14 protein-coding genes are annotated in these 16,656 nt (G+C 36.2%); 1 reads left to right on the forward strand and 13 read right to left on the reverse strand.

Annotated features, from left to right (window positions below; genetic code table 11):
• The first annotated feature begins 64 nt into the window (after positions 1-64).
• Positions 65-1,660, forward strand: a complete 1,596-nt coding sequence (lnt, locus tag ACSHZO_RS10015; RefSeq protein WP_298247517.1) for an apolipoprotein N-acyltransferase — start codon at positions 65-67, stop codon at positions 1,658-1,660.
• A 130-nt stretch (positions 1,661-1,790) separates the two neighbouring features.
• Here the strand turns inward: lnt and ACSHZO_RS10020 are convergent, their stop codons facing one another.
• The 13 genes from ACSHZO_RS10020 to ACSHZO_RS10080 all read right to left on the reverse strand — a co-directional run bounded on the left by ACSHZO_RS10020 (position 1,791) and on the right by ACSHZO_RS10080 (position 16,593).
• Positions 1,791-3,185: a sugar transferase gene (locus ACSHZO_RS10020; protein WP_298247518.1), complete on the reverse strand. Its 1,395-nt coding sequence runs from the start codon at positions 3,183-3,185 to the stop codon at positions 1,791-1,793.
• Positions 3,186-3,224: 39 nt separating this feature from the next.
• The gene (locus ACSHZO_RS10025; RefSeq protein WP_298247519.1) at positions 3,225-4,229 is read right to left on the reverse strand and encodes a glycosyltransferase family 4 protein; all 1,005 of its coding nucleotides are present in this window, start codon (positions 4,227-4,229) and stop codon (positions 3,225-3,227) included.
• Positions 4,229-5,242: a glycosyltransferase family 4 protein gene (locus ACSHZO_RS10030; protein ID WP_298247520.1), complete on the reverse strand. Its 1,014-nt coding sequence runs from the start codon at positions 5,240-5,242 to the stop codon at positions 4,229-4,231. Before ACSHZO_RS10030 ends, ACSHZO_RS10025 begins: the two co-directional genes overlap by 1 nt.
• Entirely contained in the window at positions 5,196-6,521 is a 1,326-nt protein-coding gene (locus ACSHZO_RS10035; protein ID WP_298247521.1) for an O-antigen ligase family protein, read from the reverse strand. Before ACSHZO_RS10035 ends, ACSHZO_RS10030 begins: the two co-directional genes overlap by 47 nt.
• Before the next feature lie 98 nt (positions 6,522-6,619).
• Positions 6,620-7,699 carry a glycosyltransferase gene (locus tag ACSHZO_RS10040; protein ID WP_298247522.1) on the reverse strand — a complete coding sequence of 360 codons (1,080 nt, stop codon included), beginning with the start codon at positions 7,697-7,699 and terminating at the stop codon, positions 6,620-6,622.
• Positions 7,700-7,717: 18 nt separating this feature from the next.
• Positions 7,718-8,851, reverse strand: coding sequence for a glycosyltransferase (locus tag ACSHZO_RS10045; RefSeq protein WP_298247523.1), 1,134 nt, complete (start codon positions 8,849-8,851; stop codon positions 7,718-7,720).
• Entirely contained in the window at positions 8,852-9,400 is a 549-nt protein-coding gene (locus tag ACSHZO_RS10050; protein ID WP_298247524.1) for a serine O-acetyltransferase, read from the reverse strand. It lies immediately after the preceding gene.
• A 21-nt stretch (positions 9,401-9,421) separates the two neighbouring features.
• The gene (locus tag ACSHZO_RS10055) at positions 9,422-10,222 is read right to left on the reverse strand and encodes a class I SAM-dependent methyltransferase (RefSeq protein ID WP_298247525.1); all 801 of its coding nucleotides are present in this window, start codon (positions 10,220-10,222) and stop codon (positions 9,422-9,424) included.
• Between the two features lie 162 nt (positions 10,223-10,384).
• Positions 10,385-11,392 (reverse strand): glycosyltransferase family 2 protein, encoded by a 1,008-nt coding sequence (locus ACSHZO_RS10060; protein WP_298247526.1) that lies wholly within the window; start codon positions 11,390-11,392, stop codon positions 10,385-10,387.
• A 48-nt stretch (positions 11,393-11,440) separates the two neighbouring features.
• A complete protein-coding gene (locus tag ACSHZO_RS10065; RefSeq protein ID WP_298247527.1) occupies positions 11,441-12,979 on the reverse strand; it encodes a glycosyltransferase family 2 protein in 1,539 nt (512 codons plus the stop codon).
• On the reverse strand, positions 12,969-14,114 hold the full coding sequence (locus ACSHZO_RS10070; RefSeq protein ID WP_298247528.1) for a glycosyltransferase family 4 protein: 1,146 nt from the start codon (positions 14,112-14,114) through the stop codon (positions 12,969-12,971). The genes ACSHZO_RS10065 and ACSHZO_RS10070 overlap by 11 nt, the downstream gene beginning before the upstream one ends.
• On the reverse strand, positions 14,105-15,181 hold the full coding sequence (locus ACSHZO_RS10075; RefSeq protein ID WP_298247529.1) for a glycosyltransferase family 4 protein: 1,077 nt from the start codon (positions 15,179-15,181) through the stop codon (positions 14,105-14,107). Before ACSHZO_RS10075 ends, ACSHZO_RS10070 begins: the two co-directional genes overlap by 10 nt.
• Positions 15,178-16,593: a hypothetical protein gene (locus ACSHZO_RS10080; RefSeq protein ID WP_298247530.1), complete on the reverse strand. Its 1,416-nt coding sequence runs from the start codon at positions 16,591-16,593 to the stop codon at positions 15,178-15,180. The genes ACSHZO_RS10075 and ACSHZO_RS10080 overlap by 4 nt, the downstream gene beginning before the upstream one ends.
• Positions 16,594-16,656: the final 63 nt, after the last annotated feature.

Genomic DNA, 16,656 nt, shown 5'->3' on the forward strand with positions numbered 1-16,656 from the left:
GCAAGTCCGCTAAATTTAATGATTCCTGTATAAGTTTATTATTTTTGAGCAGACTTCAGCATCTATGAAAAACTTTCTTCTGGCGCTTCTTAGCGGGATCATTCTGGCAATTTCCTGGCCAACTTATGGATTTCCAATTTTCATATTTCTAGGTTTCGTGCCACTGCTTTATGCTGAATTTAAGATTCGTAACTATTCTAAAAGCAAAGTCAAACTGAAAGTTTTTGCTCTTTCCTATCTCACTTTCTTCATCTGGAATGTGATTACTACCTGGTGGATCTACAACTCTACTCCTTTTGGAGGCGTTTTCGCTATACTGGCCAATTCGCTATTGATGTCTATAGTGTTTCTCTTATATCATATTGTAGCCAAGAGAACTGGGTTTAAGGCCGCTTCAGCATTCCTTATTAGCATTTGGATGGTATTTGAAAAAATACACTTGAACTGGGACTTTTCCTGGCCATGGCTTAATCTTGGGAACGTATTTTCAGAAGTTCCAGCATGGATTCAATGGTACGAATATACTGGAACTTTTGGAGGAACACTATGGGTATGGGTATTGAACATCGCTATCTTCAAGTCCATTTTATCATACCAGGAATTTAAAGACAAAGCAATCATCGCAAGGGCCGCTGTAAAGGTCTTGTTGCTTATTGGTATTCCAATGCTAATTTCTGGAGTTCTATACTGGACATACGCGGAGCCTGAGGAATTTATAGATGTGGTTATCCTTCAGCCAAATATTAATCCATATACTGAAAAATATAATACTACAGATCGAAAGATCGGGGAGCTCCTACTTGATCTATCTGCTAAAGCGGTAACACCGCAAACCGACTTAATCATTGCTCCTGAAACTGTCTTTGCTGATGGTACACAACTGAAGAACCTAAACAATTCTGAAGGAGTATTTTATGGTGAGCAAATAAGCCGACTGGACGATGAATTATCCTTCATGGGAGGAATTACCTTGTACGAGAGGTTCAATGATCCAGGGAAAGTCCGCAGACAATCTAATAGAATCGGTCCTAAGGATTGGTATGATGATTATAACTCTGCATTTATGATCAGTGATCATTCAGATAGTTTGCAATTATACCATAAATCGAAACTGGTCGTAGGCGTGGAGAATTTCCCATACCAGGAAATTTTGAAACCAATACTTGGAGATGTAATGATCGATCTTGGGGGTACGGTTGCCATGAAAACCACCCAGGAAGAGCGGGAAGTGCTTTATTTTGAGGACTCTCTGGGAACTGCACCAATTATTTGCTACGAATCGGTTTACGGCGAGTATGTAACCGGGTATGTAGAAAACGGAGCGAATTTTCTAAGTATTATTACCAATGACGCATGGTGGGGTGACACACAGGGTCACCAGCAGCATTTAAGTTACGCGAGCTTACGTGCTATAGAAAATAGAAGATATGTGGCGAGAAGCGCCAACACTGGTATTTCAGCGATTATAAATTCCCGTGGTGATATTTTGGAAACCCTGGCATACGAGGAGCGTGGCAGCATTTCAGGGCGAGTCGGAATCCAGAATGAGCTTACTTTTTATTCCAAATACGGAGATTATTTAGCAAGAATCGCACAGTTTCTGGCTCTATTCATCTTCTTATTTTCCGTAGTAAAATATAACAGGAAAAGACCTGCGTGAGAAGTGAGAAGTATGAAGAAAATTTCCAGCTTCTTTCCCATTTTCTCTTCAACTGAAGACTGAAAGCAGCCTACCTACACCTAAGAACCATATGACAACCCAAAATGTACAACCTCCAACTGTACACTTTTTATTGTCCTCTAAAGAATAGCACGGTACTACAGGTTTTTAAAAGTATACTCAGATCGAGAAAGATTCCGCGATGTTTGATATAGTATAGATCATACTGAAGTTTTTCAAGACTATCGTCATAGCAATCTCCATAGTTAGCCATTACCTGCGCCCAGCCAGTTAAGCCGGGTTTAATGATGTGCCGGGTATCGTAAAAAGGAATAAGTTCTGAAAGTTCATCCACGAACACAGGACGCTCAGGTCTTGGGCCGATCAAACTCATATCACCAAGTAATACATTGTAAAACTGCGGAATTTCATCCAGCCTTGATCTACGCAGGAATCGGCCAAATTTGGTAACCCTCAGGTCTTTTTTCTGAGCAAATTGTGGTCCTGAAATCTCCGCATCCTTATTCATGGTTCGCAGCTTTACGATCTTGAAAACCTCCCCATTTTTTCCAACACGTTCCTGAAAGTAAAAGGTCTTTCCACGATTCGCGATCAGATTTCCGGCGATGATAAAAGGGCTTAGAAATATTCCAACTAAAATTCCGAATATGGAAACAAAAATATCAAAGCTTCGAAAGGCCAACAGGTAAAATTTATTCTGGTGATTTCTACTGAAGGGGAAATAACGGTAAAAGTCCTTGTCTACATTTTGCACCGGGATTCTCTGAGTGATCTCCTCATAAACCTGCGAATAATCACGAATAGAAAACCCCTGCTTCTGAAGTGTGCTTAACTGATTGTAAAGTGGCAACATCAACCCACGTTGAAATGCACTGGTAACAACAATTTCGCTTATATGTTCATCCTTGACCGTCTGCACAAGTTCTTCTACTTCAAATCTTAAAAGATCTTCTCTGGCGATATCAGTTTTTAAAGTCTCATCGGTATTGATATAGCCAACTACAAAATAATTAGGATCAGCTTTTTGCAGGGATTCAGCAATCAACTTAATGTCGAATGAATCGCCCACCACCAACACCCGCTTATAGAATCTTGGACTTGAAATCAGACTGATATAAAGAGATCTCCATATAAGCAGTGAAATGGCTACAGAAAGAAAGAAAAAGATGATCTGCAGTCGGTTATCAGGCAAACTTGGAGTAAGTAATGGCGTTAGCATATAGAACAAAACCGTAAGACTGGTGGTAAGCAGGACGTTTTTCAATACGCTGTCAAACCTGTCTGCCTTCTGAAGATCATAAAGTTCGAAAACATTTCCGAAGAAACTCAGATATAATATAAACACAAGAGTCCAGGTCCAGGTTTCAGAATTAATTCTGAAGTAATCAAACTGAAATATAATCCCTACAATAGTAAGAGAAAGTAAGGCAAACAGAATATCAAAAAGTTTCAGGAGAAACTTTCGCTCAGAAATTTCAAAATGAAATATAGGCTTTTTAGACATTTCGGCAGGGCTGCTAATGTGCCGATAAATATAGAACTTTTAGCCTAGTAAATCCAGCCATTGTTGTTTAACTCGCTGCCAATCGAACTTCTCTACTTCGATTCTAGCATTCTTAGCAAGTTGAGCGCTAAATTCAGGCTGAGATATCAATTTAATACAAGCAGCAGTCATAGCCTTAGGATCTTCTGGAGTTACCAGGAGACCGGTGTGTGCATTTTGGATCAAATACGGTATTCCACCTACGTTCGTTGAAACTACTGGAAGGCCTAGGGCCATGGCTTCGATTACACTCACAGGAGTATTGTCCACATTCGAGGTATTTAGAAAAACGCAGTAATCATGAGATAGCGAAATTAGATCAGGTTTAGAGAGTTTCCCGGGAAAGCTAACTTTGAGGTCATTTTCTTTCACATACTTCTTAAGTTCTGCAAGGCTACCATCCTTATCAGGTCCTACCATACAAAGTTCGCTTTCAGGATAAAGATCTGATAAATTTTCCAGTACCTGAATGGCTAGTTCGGGGTTGTAAAGTTCTTGAAACGAGCGAATCCAAAGCAATTTTGGATTAATATGGATTCGATGCCGGAAAGCATAATTTTGAAGAGGAACAGCATTAGGAAAGCAAACAAGATTCTCATAACCCAGCTGATTAAACTGCTGATAAAGGTACTCTGAAGGCGCTACCAATTTTGTAGCGGTCTGGAAGAGATTTGTTACATAATTACCTGAAGACCTCAACCTGTTCGATAAATTACCACCATGCAAAATAAAATAATAGTCCTTCCCTCTAAACCTGGCTATACTCCCGCAGAATTTTGCATAAATAAAATTTTGAGTGCTATAGGTATCAATAAGAAGTTTTTGATAGTTGCCAAATAAGCAATAGAGGCACATCTCTAGAAGTCTCAGGAATTTGTTTTGAAAGGTTGAAATCGTTACAATTTCGAAACCTTCAGTTTTGAGCAAATCAGGTATAGTATCAACTGCCGTAGGAGTTCTTCCCCATTTTTCCAGTTTGTTGCCTATATAAAGAATTTTATGCATCAGGCCAGCACTAGGTTCCAGTCATCTCTTACACAACTCCAGTCAAATTCATCTACCTTGCTTTTAGCATTTTTACATAGTAATACTCCTACTTCCGGGTTTTCCACGATGTCCTGAATAGCAACAGCCATTTGTTGAGCAGAACGATCCTGCACTAGGACTCCGTCCATGGAATGATCAATTAGCTGTGGCATTCCACCAACATTCGTGCTAACTACAACCAGGCCAAGGCTCATCGCTTCTATAACACTTATAGGCGTATTATCCACGGTGGTGGTATTAATGAAAAAGTCATGATGTTGGGATAGGGAGGACCAGTATTTCTTCTTTAATTTCCCGGTAAAACGAACATCTAGCTTATATTTCTCCGCAAGTTTCTTACAGGTTTTCATCGTCCCATCTTTTTCCGGGCCTACCATACAAAGACTTGCCTGTGGAAATTTTTCAGAAATTATCTTCAATACTTCGACAGCCATTATAGGATTATATCGCTCCTGGAAACGTCTTACCCACAGCAATTTAGGCTGAAAATTTTTACGTTTCTTAAAGGGATAATTGGAGGTTTTGATGGCATTTGGAATGACTTTGGTATTTTGAAAGCCGTGCTTTTCAAAAGCATTCTTTAAAAACATGGAGGGTGCTATATTGACCTTTGAGTTTCCGAATAGACTCTCACTAAATGATTTAGATCTTTCCAGTCGTTCCGGTAAATTTCCACCGTGTAATATTGGAATATACTCAAGATCCAGAAGCTGACAGGCTTTCCCAACCAGGTAGGCATAATAAAAGTTCAGGGCACCATAAGTATCGATAAGAACAATATCTGTAGAATTTTTGTAGCGTGCAATTAGCCCAAGCATTTCGGTAAGGCGCAAAGCCTTATTGGATCGTGTAGATGCAGTTTTAACCTCGTAACCTTCTTTCCGTAACATTTTACTAAAAAAAGAAATATAGGTAACCGTAAAACTATTGACCTGCAAGTCGTTTCCTATGTACAGGATTCTTTTTTTCATCTACTATATATAATAAAGCAAGTCCATATACAAACGCTGGAAGAGCAATACGCATGGCGGAGTGGTTAATGGTTAAAAACCAGAATGCTACAAATGCCAGGAAATAATAATTATTTTTAAACTTGAACCAAAAAACTACCGGGACAAATATAAGGATTAGGATCGCTAATAATCCGAATATTCCATGTTCAGATAGTAGTCTACTTATTTCGTTATGAGAGGCAGTCTCAAAACCTGTAGCTTCACTTCGGAATTCTTTAGCTTTTCCAACTCCTACACCAATTACAGGGTTTTCATAAAAGCCTTGAAGCTCACTAACGATTAGTTCAGTTCTACCAGTTGTAATATCATCTTCTAATTTTCCTGCCGCATTCCTGTTGGTATAACGGTAATCTATAAGACCTTGAGTAAATATTGAGGTAACAATCCAGGTAATGGAAACAGCCATAAATAAGAAAACTATTTTCTTATTTATTTTAGCCTGCAACCTGGCATTCTGCTTGTAATAATAAAAAATTAGAAATAAAATAATACATATTAAACTCGTTAAAACTCCTCCTCGTGAAAAGGTAACAATTGCCCTATAGCTTATCATACCAAATAAAAATAAATCAATAAGATTAATGATTGGTACTTTAATCACGAATAACCGAGTAGCAAGAAGGAATGCTCCAAGCCCCATAACTGTAGAGATTTGATTTGGTCCAAAATAACCAGAAGCTGCATAATTAGAATTTGTCCCACTAGATAAAGCCTCTCCTATACTCGGTGTATACAAAAACAAATAAAACATATGGCAAACCAACGGCAGGAGTAAGGTCATTAAAATATAATTAAACTGTACTCCTGTAATCTTTTTATAATAACAGTATAAAGCAGCTATGCCCAGACACACCGGCCCTGCCAGGTTAAAAGCCACTGCTTTTCTGAAAACCACATCGTAGTCCAATGTTTGAGATGCCACTACAATTCCAGGAAATAAAATAATTAGATAGATCCAGAAAGGTGTAGTTTTTATGGATGTTCCCTTAAAAAACATACCTATTAAAAGAAAGAGGATTACAGAATATTTACCTGTTTCATAGAAAATAATACCCTCGGTCATCCTAAATAGTACTTCAGCTCCAGATATATATGCTGCCGCCATTAAAGCCTCATTATTCTTATTTTTTCGGATAAAAATGAATAGAATCCAGAATATCCAAATAGCAGAAAATATAATAATTGCTGAGGGACGTAATAAATAGAGCACCACTGCGATTACAAAATGTAAAAGCACTAACTGTACATATTGTATGTGGGTGAGGTCTTTAATAAGTTCAGTATTTAGTTAATTTCTACAAAAAAATTAAAGAATTAGATCGCTTTAAAACCTAATTATTTATCTCTATTCAATATAGACCGAAAAAATTCAATTACTAATGGCATTGATTTTTTTCCTGAATAATTATCAATAATCCTATTTTGAAAATTTAGCCCATCCTTTTTCATTTCTTCCGGATGAAGTAAATATTCCGCAATATTTGCAGCGAACGCATCTGGATTTCCTTTTTCTACAACCTTCCCAAAATTTCCAATTACATCTTTACAATCCCCCACATTCGTACAGACCACCGGTAATCCTGCGAGACCATACTCAAGAAGCGCAACCGGTAAACCTTCTGAGCTTGAAGATAACACTCCAATAGATGCATGATTTAAAATTGATTTAATATTTCCTTTTTGACCATAAATAAAAACGTTATTCTGTAGATTATAAACCTCAATTAACCTTATAAGCTTTGCAGTATAATGCTTATCTGAATCATCACCTACAAGATGCAGGCTAAGAGAAAATTTTTTATGATCTAATAAAGAAAAAGCTTTTATTAGAGTTGAATGATCTTTTGGATGTCGAAGATTTGCAACGCAAATAATATTGAAATCGCTCTTACCCTTTAAATAAAAATCTGTAGAGTTAGTTTTACCTAATTTTACAAAGTTTTTTAATAAAAGTAAATTTCCGCAGAGAAGGTTCTTCTTTGTCCATTCATATAAATCATGATTCACAACAATTATCCCATCAAAAAACTTAGATGCAATTTTAAGAAATCCCAGATCTTTATTATTTAGCGCCCGAGCTCCCAAATGATCATGCCATATCAGTTTAGTTTTTGGGATTATTATCTTAATAAGTACACCCAAAAAGTAAGAACTACCATGTGCTTGAATCAAATCGATCTTATTATTTTTAATGTAGCGCCTAAGTTTAATAATTGCCTTTAGGTCGAAAGTGCTTTGGCGATTAAGAAATATGTAATTCTTTTTATTATTTATTTTTTTCTTTAAACTCCCTTCCAGTCTGGAGCAGCATAGATGTGAATCTACGCTTTCCTCTGAAAAGGCATTGGCATAACTTACAGCCATTTGTTCTGCGCCTCCGGGTCTTAATGAATCTATAAGTTGCAGTATTCTCATTTCTTTAACTTGTAATAGCTAAGACCTAATAAGAAGGCTTTCAATTCCTTCTTTAAATCTTTCGAGAGTAAATTGTTGCGACCATTTTATACCTGCTAAAGATTTCTTCTCCATTTCTTGGGGATCCTCAAGAAGTGTTTTTAAGTTTATTAAAGAATTTTTGGTGATTTCCAGATTTGTTTCCTTATTGATTGAAATGAGTAAACCCCGGGTTTCGTTGCCCAGCATCCATGGAACACAGCTTACAGAAGTTGCAATTGGTATACAACCAAAAAACATGCCTTCTGCCAGAGCCTTGGGCCAACCTTCACTTTCTGAAGGCAATATGGAAAAATGCGATTCTATATATGCTTCTTTTAGTCTTTCTTTACTAATATTCCCATGTAACCGTATATTATCTTTTAAACGATTTTCCGAAATATAATTTTCAATCTTTTTTCGTTCAACCCCATCTCCAAATATATCTAAAGAAACCTTAAACCCACTATTTATGAGTTCATGAAGAACTTTTACTGCTATTAAAGGTCGTTTACCTTTAGATAGTGTCCCTACGAAAACAAATTTGAAAGGTTGAGAAAAATCTTTTGCTATTTTCTGTATATCAGAATGCGAATAACTTGCTGTAAAAAAGGGAATTATATTTTTACTTTTATTCTGCCATTCTCCATAAATTAAAACCTTTGCTTTCCTGGTTAGGAAACTATTTCCTAAAATCCACTTCTGTATTTTGTAGCTCCAGGGTTGTTTACTTTTTGGATCCCAATTTCCTGCATATTTAACGGATTTTTGTTTATCTGGAAAAAATATCTGAACGACACATGCAATTAAACCTACATTACCAGGACAACGTAAATGTAAATGGTCGGCCCACAGAAATGACCTGATAATTCGGTAAAAAATTATAGGAAGAAGTAATAATGATTTAGTACACTCGGAGATAGATCTAAATGAAAAAAAAGGCAGCTTGAAAACTTTAACCGGGATGCTGAAATCTGCTAAAAAAACCTTCTCAGGATAGGTCGTGGGTGATACTATTGCAACCTCATCTACGTATTCAAACCAAAGCTCCATTTCGCGAACATATGGTGCATACGATGAAGATTTATCACCTCTTGAGATGGTAGGAGCATTTGTGACGATTAGAAATTTCAATTAGATATAATCTTGAGATGTTTTATCATTAATTTTTGTGGCGGGAACTCCTAATACTGTAGTATTTGGAGCCACCGGATTTATTACCAGGGAATTTGCACCAATCACAGCATTATCTCCTACTTCAACCGCTCCAGCTATAACAGCATTTACTCCTATATATACATTATTACCAATTATTGGCACACCTCTGCGGTCTTTTCTTCCACTAATCCCAATAGTGACTCCCTGAGCAATATTACAATTATCCCCAATAATGGCTCTGGAGCTGATTATAATACCCCCAAAATGACCAATATAAAATTCATTACCTATACTTGCCGAATATGGTAAAGAAATTCCGGTCAGAATTTCCATTAATTTCTGAAAAAACACTCCAAAAATTAAAAGCAATCGTTTTAAAACTATCGAAATTTCGGAAGTATAAATACCATTATTTATTCTGTAAACAAATATCGCCCAAAGGCCCTGATGGGTTAATAACAGATTTAGGGAAGATTTTCCGCTGTATTCTCTATATTTTCTTAGATCGCTTCGAAAACGCTGCATTTCTATCTTTAATTTAAATCATTAAACCCTGTTAGCCAACAACATGGTCAAATGCATGCATTTAAACATATATTTATCTGAAATTTGAGATTTTTGCCAATCTTGATAATGCCAGTTTTTCCCAATTTTCTCCTTCCTTTTAGTGCTTAAAGGAAGGAGGTTAAGAAGGAACAACCATTTGGATTTTCCCAATACAGCCCTTTTTTCTACAATATTAAAGGAACGCTTATAATGAAAATAAACCTTTTTTGTAAATGGCCATTCCCATGCTCTATCCGATTGAAATGGCCTATAAAGATTTCTTAGGATTTTTATAGGTATACTGGTCTGTAACGGATCATAACTTATCACCATTCCTTCAGGTTTTAATTTTTCCTTTAATCTGGTTACCAATCCATCTGTATCTTTAAAGTGATGCAAAACACCATAGGCATAAATTAGATCAAAATCGTTTTCAACAAATTGGCTAGATAAAAAATCGACAGCTATAGCTCTTGCTTGTGGTATATTTTCAAGTCTTATATTCAACTTTAAAATAGCAGATTCACTTAAATCTATTGCTATATATTCCTTTGCGCTTTGTGCTAAATATATTGACAAAGCATTTCCTTCAAAGCATCCCAGGTCCAAGACTTTTTTACCCGATAAATCGCCACACCATTTTTTATGAAGGGCATAAATATCATTTTGAACACCTATATTTTTTCTAACTTTATTTAATAAACCATTCCTTACAAAGAACCATAGTTTAGTAGGAAGGTTTTTCTTTTTAGTTTCGTAGAACTTCTTTTGTTTTATTATTAAATCTTCATTTGCCTTCATGTAGATATATCTTCATAAGATTCTTGAAATATAAGATTATTTATAGTCCTATATCCTATTGACCAGCCTTTGCTTCCGGGAGAAATAAAAGGATACCGATAATTAAAGATTAATAAAATAATAATAATTACAGTAACTAAAACTATCAATGTCCTGCCCCATTTAAACATCTTTTTCAATAATAGGTTTTGTAATTATTAAGCTAAACCAACCAAAAATTCTACCCAGGCTTTCCGTTATAGCTTCTTTTCTATTTTTTGTACTAACTATATTACCTAATCTAACCAAGGTAAGTAATAAAGAAGTACTGTTCCATTTTAGCCTGGCTTTTAGACTGGGGTGAGGATTTTTGATTCGCCATACATACCAGCCATTTCTCACCACCATTTTACCATACCTAAATTTATTAGGACGGCCTGCTATATCGTGATAATGTTCTATTTTTGCCGCCGTATTCACATATAGTTTCCCCATCCTGGAGGCTCTTAAAGAAAAATCGGCGTCCTCATACAAACCGTAACCCTCAAAATACTTAGAGAACTTAATATGGTCAAAAACTTCTCTTTTATAGGAGGCCACCCCTCCCATTAACAATTCAACCTGATAAATCTTTCCGCTAGGCGGTAAAAAGCCAATGGAATATCCGTGAGAAAAATCAGGCATAATTCCAGGGTTTTCATCAGGTTTCAAACCAAATTTTCTTCTCAAAGAAAACCGCGCACCTTCTTTTCTAACCCAACCATCGAAATAGTATTCTTCCTTGTCTGGTTGGTAACTTTCATTTACCTTTTTCCAAACGGTCTCATTAGTTATATAACCAGCTACTCCCAAAGCATCAGGGAATGTTCTGTAAACTTTTAAAATTTCTTCACAATATTGACTAGACGCCACCGTATCATCATCAAGAAAAAAAATTACTTCAGACCTTTTAGAGACTCTGGAATTCCCAAAATTACGCTGCCTGGTCAAACCTCTGTCTTGTTTAGTAACCTTATAATACTTTAAATTTGAAAACGATTTTTCTGCAAGTATATCTTTAGTGATATTATCCAGTGAACCGTCTACAATAATTATTTCATTGGGATGTACGCTCTGCTTGGCAACAGAGGTCAGAAGCTTTATTAAAGCCTCCGGCCTGTGGTAAGTACAAATAATAAGACTAAAATACATGGACAAGTCTAATAACTAATTTTCAATAAACAGGTATAATATCAGAAATTAATCAAACCTTACCCCTCTATCATTAAGATTCCTCGCATAAAGCATCGCACGCTTAAACTGTAGCATTTTATATGGCATTTTGAATAGCCTTAAGAAAAAACTACGTTTAGGATTTTTAAAAAGGTATAAAAAAAAGTATTTCGACCGATATTCCTTTATTTGATTAGTATTAAAATGCTTAATTATACCATATAAAATGGTAGGACTTGGGACTGGCCTAATATAACGTACCGGCCTATCTAATTCCCAGGCCTGTTTTTTTCTTCTCTTCCCTAGGATTTTTCCCTGAATTCCCCAATACCGATAACCTCCTGAAGGAGGTTTTAAATGTAGATTTGCTGAAAAAGGGTTAAATATGACCATAGCTCCCTTCTCTAACAATGAAAAACCAAAATCACTATCCTCACCATAACCCCCATCAAAATTCACGTCATTACCTCCTAATCTTTTTACCCAATCTTTTTTAACACAGGAATTAGCATTACTAAAGGTTTGTGCGGCACCTACTTTCCACCTACTTTGCCCAAGCCCTTTAAGGGCCTTCTTTAGTTCCTCTAAGCCTTCCGTATGCTTCTTTGCCATGATATCCAATCCGTTGGATGCTTCAACATTATAGGTTTGTAATAACTTAATATGATTTTTTGTAAAATCTGATGGAATACGGGTATCATCATCAGCAAAGATGATATAATCACCTGTACACATTTCTATAGCTTCATTTCTTGCCCTACAGCTTCCTTTACTTTTTTGCCATCTTACTATAAGGTTATAAGAAAAGTTATACTTATTGTAGATATTTTTTTTCCGCTCTTCTTTTGGAGTCGCATCTATTATTATAACTTCCTTTACCGGGTATTCCTGTTTTTCGTAATCCTGTAAAAGCCGCAGAGTATATTCCTGCCGGAACATAGTAGGAATAACTACACTAATTTCAGGCTGCCCTTTTATATCTTTCAGCTCCCGGGGAGGAACTAATGGAAAACTATTAGCTCTAGAGCTTGCTCTTTGTGCCTGTAAATATGCTTTAAGTTCTCTAAAAGGATTTTTCAATCCTTCTTTCAAGAGCATATTATAAGCATGTTCTCTTTTAAAATTCTTTTTAAAAAAAATATACCTATCAAAAGCTGGAATTGCTACTAAATTGTTAGATGATGGATACAGGCCTTTTATATATAGTGGAATAGCTCCTCCATACCTCAACATCCTAAATCCCAAATCCAGAGCAGGCATAGTCTCTGATCTATAATCTCTTGGGAATCCTCCAAAAAGTTCCCAAACTTCTTTCCTTACTACAAATTGCTCTGGGTTGATCCTCCAGTTTACTGCTCTGTCCAAATGGGGGAAATCATTCAAGAACCACCAAAATACAGCGATCTGATATACAAGTTCAGGAAATACGTCTTTAAATCCCTGGTCTAAGGAGCTATGCCAAAGGTCTCCAGGGCCCATAGCTAATTCGTCCAGTATATCCATTTTAGGATTCCCGCAGTATAACAGGATATCTCCATTACTGGCTTTATATTCCTTAAGATCCATAACCAAGTATTCTTCTGTAAAATTGAATATTTTGTGAAGCAACCACTTCTGCAGAAAAAATTTCGTTAACTCTTTTCCTCGCTGCTTTTCCCATTGTTAACCTCAATTCATCATTCTTAAGAACTTCTACAATCTTTTCGGCATAAACTTTATGTTGCTTTGGGTCTACGGCAAAACCAGTTTCCCCATGAATCATAACCTCTTTCGCCCAGCCAATGTCTGAAGAAACAAGTGTCTTCTCCAATGCCATTGCTTCTAACCACGTCATGGGAAGGGCTTCTGCAAAACTTGGCAACACGACCACTCCAGCCCGGTTTACCAGGCTAAGCACCTCTTCATAAGGAATTTCATTTAAAAAGGTCACTTTCTTCCGGGCTTCAGGGCTAAGTTTTTCTTCAATTATTTCTTTAGTAGAAAGAGAAGTTTTTTTATCGATCACATCTTTTCCTGCAAAAACCAATTCAGCTTTCGGAATATTTTTATGAACGATATTAAAAATTGCGGCAAGCTCCAGAACTCCTTTTTTCCTGATGATACTTCCGAAATAAAGGATCATATTACTTTCAATCCTCCCTGGCAAAGGCTTAAAAATTGTAGTATTCACAGAATTTGGAATAACTTCGATCTCTTTTTTCAAACCAAAAATCTCCTTTGTTTTATCCGCTGTAAATTTACTAACAGATAATAAATGGTTTGCACCCAACAAGGCGTTCTTTTCAAACCAGAAGTTCTTCCTTTTTTGTTGTCTACTCTCCAGATGACAAAAATAGGCATCGCTCCCATTCATTCTTATTACTAGCGGGCATCGAATTTTCATAAATGCTGTTATACCGGTCCAGTCCGGTGCTTCTATGGCATCTATTTGCTCTTTTAGAATAAATTTATTTAAATAATTCTGCAGGAATTTTCTATACAGGTACCATCCTAGCAATTTAAACCTTCTCTGTTTTACGAGGTGAAATTTGATCCCATTTTCTTCGAATACCTCATCCTCTTTCTGCCCGTAAATAAATATTGAAACCTTTATACCTTTGAGAGTCAAGGATTCTGCCATATTCTTGATACTGGTTCCAATTCCCGCGGCAGCGTTTGTACGCAAGTGGGGATATTCCGGAGTAAGAAAACCTAAGTGCATGGCAAAAGTTTTATATGATTGGATAGCATCGCCTGTAAATTGAACCGCTCTTCGATTATTCCATTTACAGGTTTATCAATACCTTTTTTCCCCGTCATAATATCATTTAGAATGCTGGTTAGCTGCCTTGTATCTTTAGGTTCAAAAATATATCCGTTGATAGAATTATCAATAATTTCAAGGTTGCCTCCTACCGTAGTAGTTATCACCGGAACATTAGATGCAAGACTTTCTAAAATAGATAAGCTAAAACATTCCATGTATGTAGGTTGTAATAAATAGGAATAATTTTGAAATTGATCTGGCAATTGTGAAGAACTACCATGAAATCTTATCACTTCAGGAAGATTACATTTGCTAACCAGTTCCTTCAATTCAGTTTCCAGTGGGCCTTCTCCAAATATATCAATTCTAATTTGCTGCTTGATCTCTTCCGACAGTGCCGATACCGCGTTGATTAGATCCCCAATACCCTTAGATTTACGCAAATGTGAGGCGACTATAAATTTACCAAAATTCTCTCGCCTCCTTTTTTTATAGGACTTTAAATCTATTCCATTATAAACAACACTGGTCTTTTTAGTTAAAGTTTTTCCGTAATCCTCTATGATGGCATCTGCAGTATACTGGGAAACACCTACAAAATGATTTATATAAGAAGCATAGAGAATTCCCCTAATTTTGTTTTTAATACGCTTCTTTAAGTTAAAACCCTCCAAAGGCCTTGGATTATGATCTACAGCAATAATATATGCTGGTGTTTCCTCTTTAACCTTTTTAAAAAAAGGGGTACATAATGCAATAAAATGAGTTACTACAATTGCATATTCTTTTCCCTCATGTAGATGCTTTATAAAAAAATTTTCTAAAGATTGAATGCCGGCCAAACGCACATCTAAATTTGAATGAAAATCGGGATGATTATTCCCTGCAAAAAACCAATTCACAATCCAGCCTCTTCTTTTGAGTTCTGAATCATAGGCTATAAAAAACCTATCCATTCCACCTATTCGGTCTGGTTTTAATTCATAATTACAAACTACGGCGATATGTCGCTTTCTACTCAACCCTTTATTATTTTCTTTAAAGTCTTTGTAATCCCTATACTGGTACCTTCAAGATTTTTACCTATTTGCATCTCCAGCAATTTCATCCTTTCAGTTTTATCCAACTGAGGATTCATAAGATAGCTATTTATCGCGTCAATAAGTTCTGTTTTATTTTTTGAAACTTTAACCGCTCCGCTTTGTATTACCTTTTCATAATGACCAAACTTGAGAAAACGTTGATCATTATAAAGTCCATTATCTTCAGTCCCAAAAACCGGATTGATAACAGGTTTATTAAATAACATAAAATCAAGACTCATGGTAGAGCACATATTCAGGTTTAGAACTGCATATTCCAGAAGTGCTCTAAGATCTTTAATATCTCTAGCTTTCGGGATACGTTGCGACCATGGTTCAGGATGATCATTCCTGGAAATAAACCAGTCAGGAAAATTCCATTTTATAAATGAGAATTTTTCTTTTAAATATAAAAATCTTTCGGGCTCTTCAGCAGGCGAGGTACGCACAATAAAATTCACCACTTCCTTAATTTGCCCATCTTGTAATGCCGTTGCTATCGTTTCTATGTAAAGACCATCATTCTGGCTGGTAGAGACGTCGCCGCAACTATAACAAATAGTTTTTTTTCCTGGGTCCAGTTTAAACCTTCTATAAAATTCATATTTATGCGATTGGTATTCCGGCATAATATATGGTTCGAACTGAGGAGTACCTACAACTTTCACGTCTTCAGCCCGGGTAGCCGGATAGAAATAAAGAAGTTCATTTTTCATTAGATCACTCCACACCAGGTAAGAATCAAAACCTGCCGCCATACGACCTTTTGAAGCCAGGTTATCCCAACTGAAAATAAAGGAACTGGTTTTAATCCCTAGCTCCTGAGCTGCAGCAACTAATGGCACAACATAAGGAGGACGCTGATGCGTAAAAAATAGAAGGTCTGGACAATTGCTATTTAAAATGTTTAAGCATTCTCTGGTCATCTTGTGATTTCTCAAAGATTTCTGTTGTCTCTTTTCTAGAATCCTGATAAATCTTTCTGAATGAAATACATTTGTGATGCTGTAAATAAGTCTTATTGCTTTCCCTCGATTAGATTTACTTTTGGACTTATTGGCTATTAAATTATCATTGATTCCAAAGTAATCTTTGTGTAACTGTAAGTGTGCTACTTCTTTGAATTTTCTCCAAAACCAGGTTTGGAATGGCTCTATATAAACCGGCAGCTCAATTATTTTTAAATTATCATAACTATTATCGTTGTATATTTTTCCCGGTAAACCGGAATAAATAATCACCTCTTCAAAATTCTTGACTGCCTCGGGAAGAAAATTACTCAACACAAAGTTCCTATAACCTACGCCATCTGTAATGACCAGACCGAGTTTTCCTGAGTTTTTTTCATTCATTTTTTTAGGAGCTGTTAAAGCAAAAATAGCAGAAATATTAACTTTGCCCAGCCGGGAATAGTA

This window comes from Christiangramia sp. 3-2217-3z (genome assembly GCF_051195275.1).
GTDB classification, from domain to species: Bacteria; Bacteroidota; Bacteroidia; order Flavobacteriales; family Flavobacteriaceae; genus Christiangramia; species Christiangramia marina.

Excerpts from the sequence above, each read along its gene's own strand:
- lnt (WP_298247517.1), top strand. The coding sequence starts at position 65 with ATGAAAAACTTTCTTCTGGCGCTTCTTAGCGGGATCATTCTGGCAATT.
- ACSHZO_RS10020 (WP_298247518.1), bottom strand. The coding sequence starts at position 3,185 with ATGTCTAAAAAGCCTATATTTCATTTTGAAATTTCTGAGCGAAAGTTT.
- ACSHZO_RS10025 (WP_298247519.1), bottom strand. The coding sequence starts at position 4,229 with ATGCATAAAATTCTTTATATAGGCAACAAACTGGAAAAATGGGGAAGA.
- ACSHZO_RS10030 (WP_298247520.1), bottom strand. The coding sequence starts at position 5,242 with ATGAAAAAAAGAATCCTGTACATAGGAAACGACTTGCAGGTCAATAGT.
- ACSHZO_RS10040 (WP_298247522.1), bottom strand. The coding sequence starts at position 7,699 with ATGAGAATACTGCAACTTATAGATTCATTAAGACCCGGAGGCGCAGAA.
- ACSHZO_RS10050 (WP_298247524.1), bottom strand. The coding sequence starts at position 9,400 with ATGCAGCGTTTTCGAAGCGATCTAAGAAAATATAGAGAATACAGCGGA.
- ACSHZO_RS10055 (WP_298247525.1), bottom strand. The coding sequence starts at position 10,222 with ATGAAGGCAAATGAAGATTTAATAATAAAACAAAAGAAGTTCTACGAA.
- ACSHZO_RS10060 (WP_298247526.1), bottom strand. The coding sequence starts at position 11,392 with ATGTATTTTAGTCTTATTATTTGTACTTACCACAGGCCGGAGGCTTTA.
- ACSHZO_RS10065 (WP_298247527.1), bottom strand. The coding sequence starts at position 12,979 with ATGGATCTTAAGGAATATAAAGCCAGTAATGGAGATATCCTGTTATAC.
- ACSHZO_RS10070 (WP_298247528.1), bottom strand. The coding sequence starts at position 14,114 with ATGCACTTAGGTTTTCTTACTCCGGAATATCCCCACTTGCGTACAAAC.
- ACSHZO_RS10080 (WP_298247530.1), bottom strand. The coding sequence starts at position 16,593 with ATGAATGAAAAAAACTCAGGAAAACTCGGTCTGGTCATTACAGATGGC.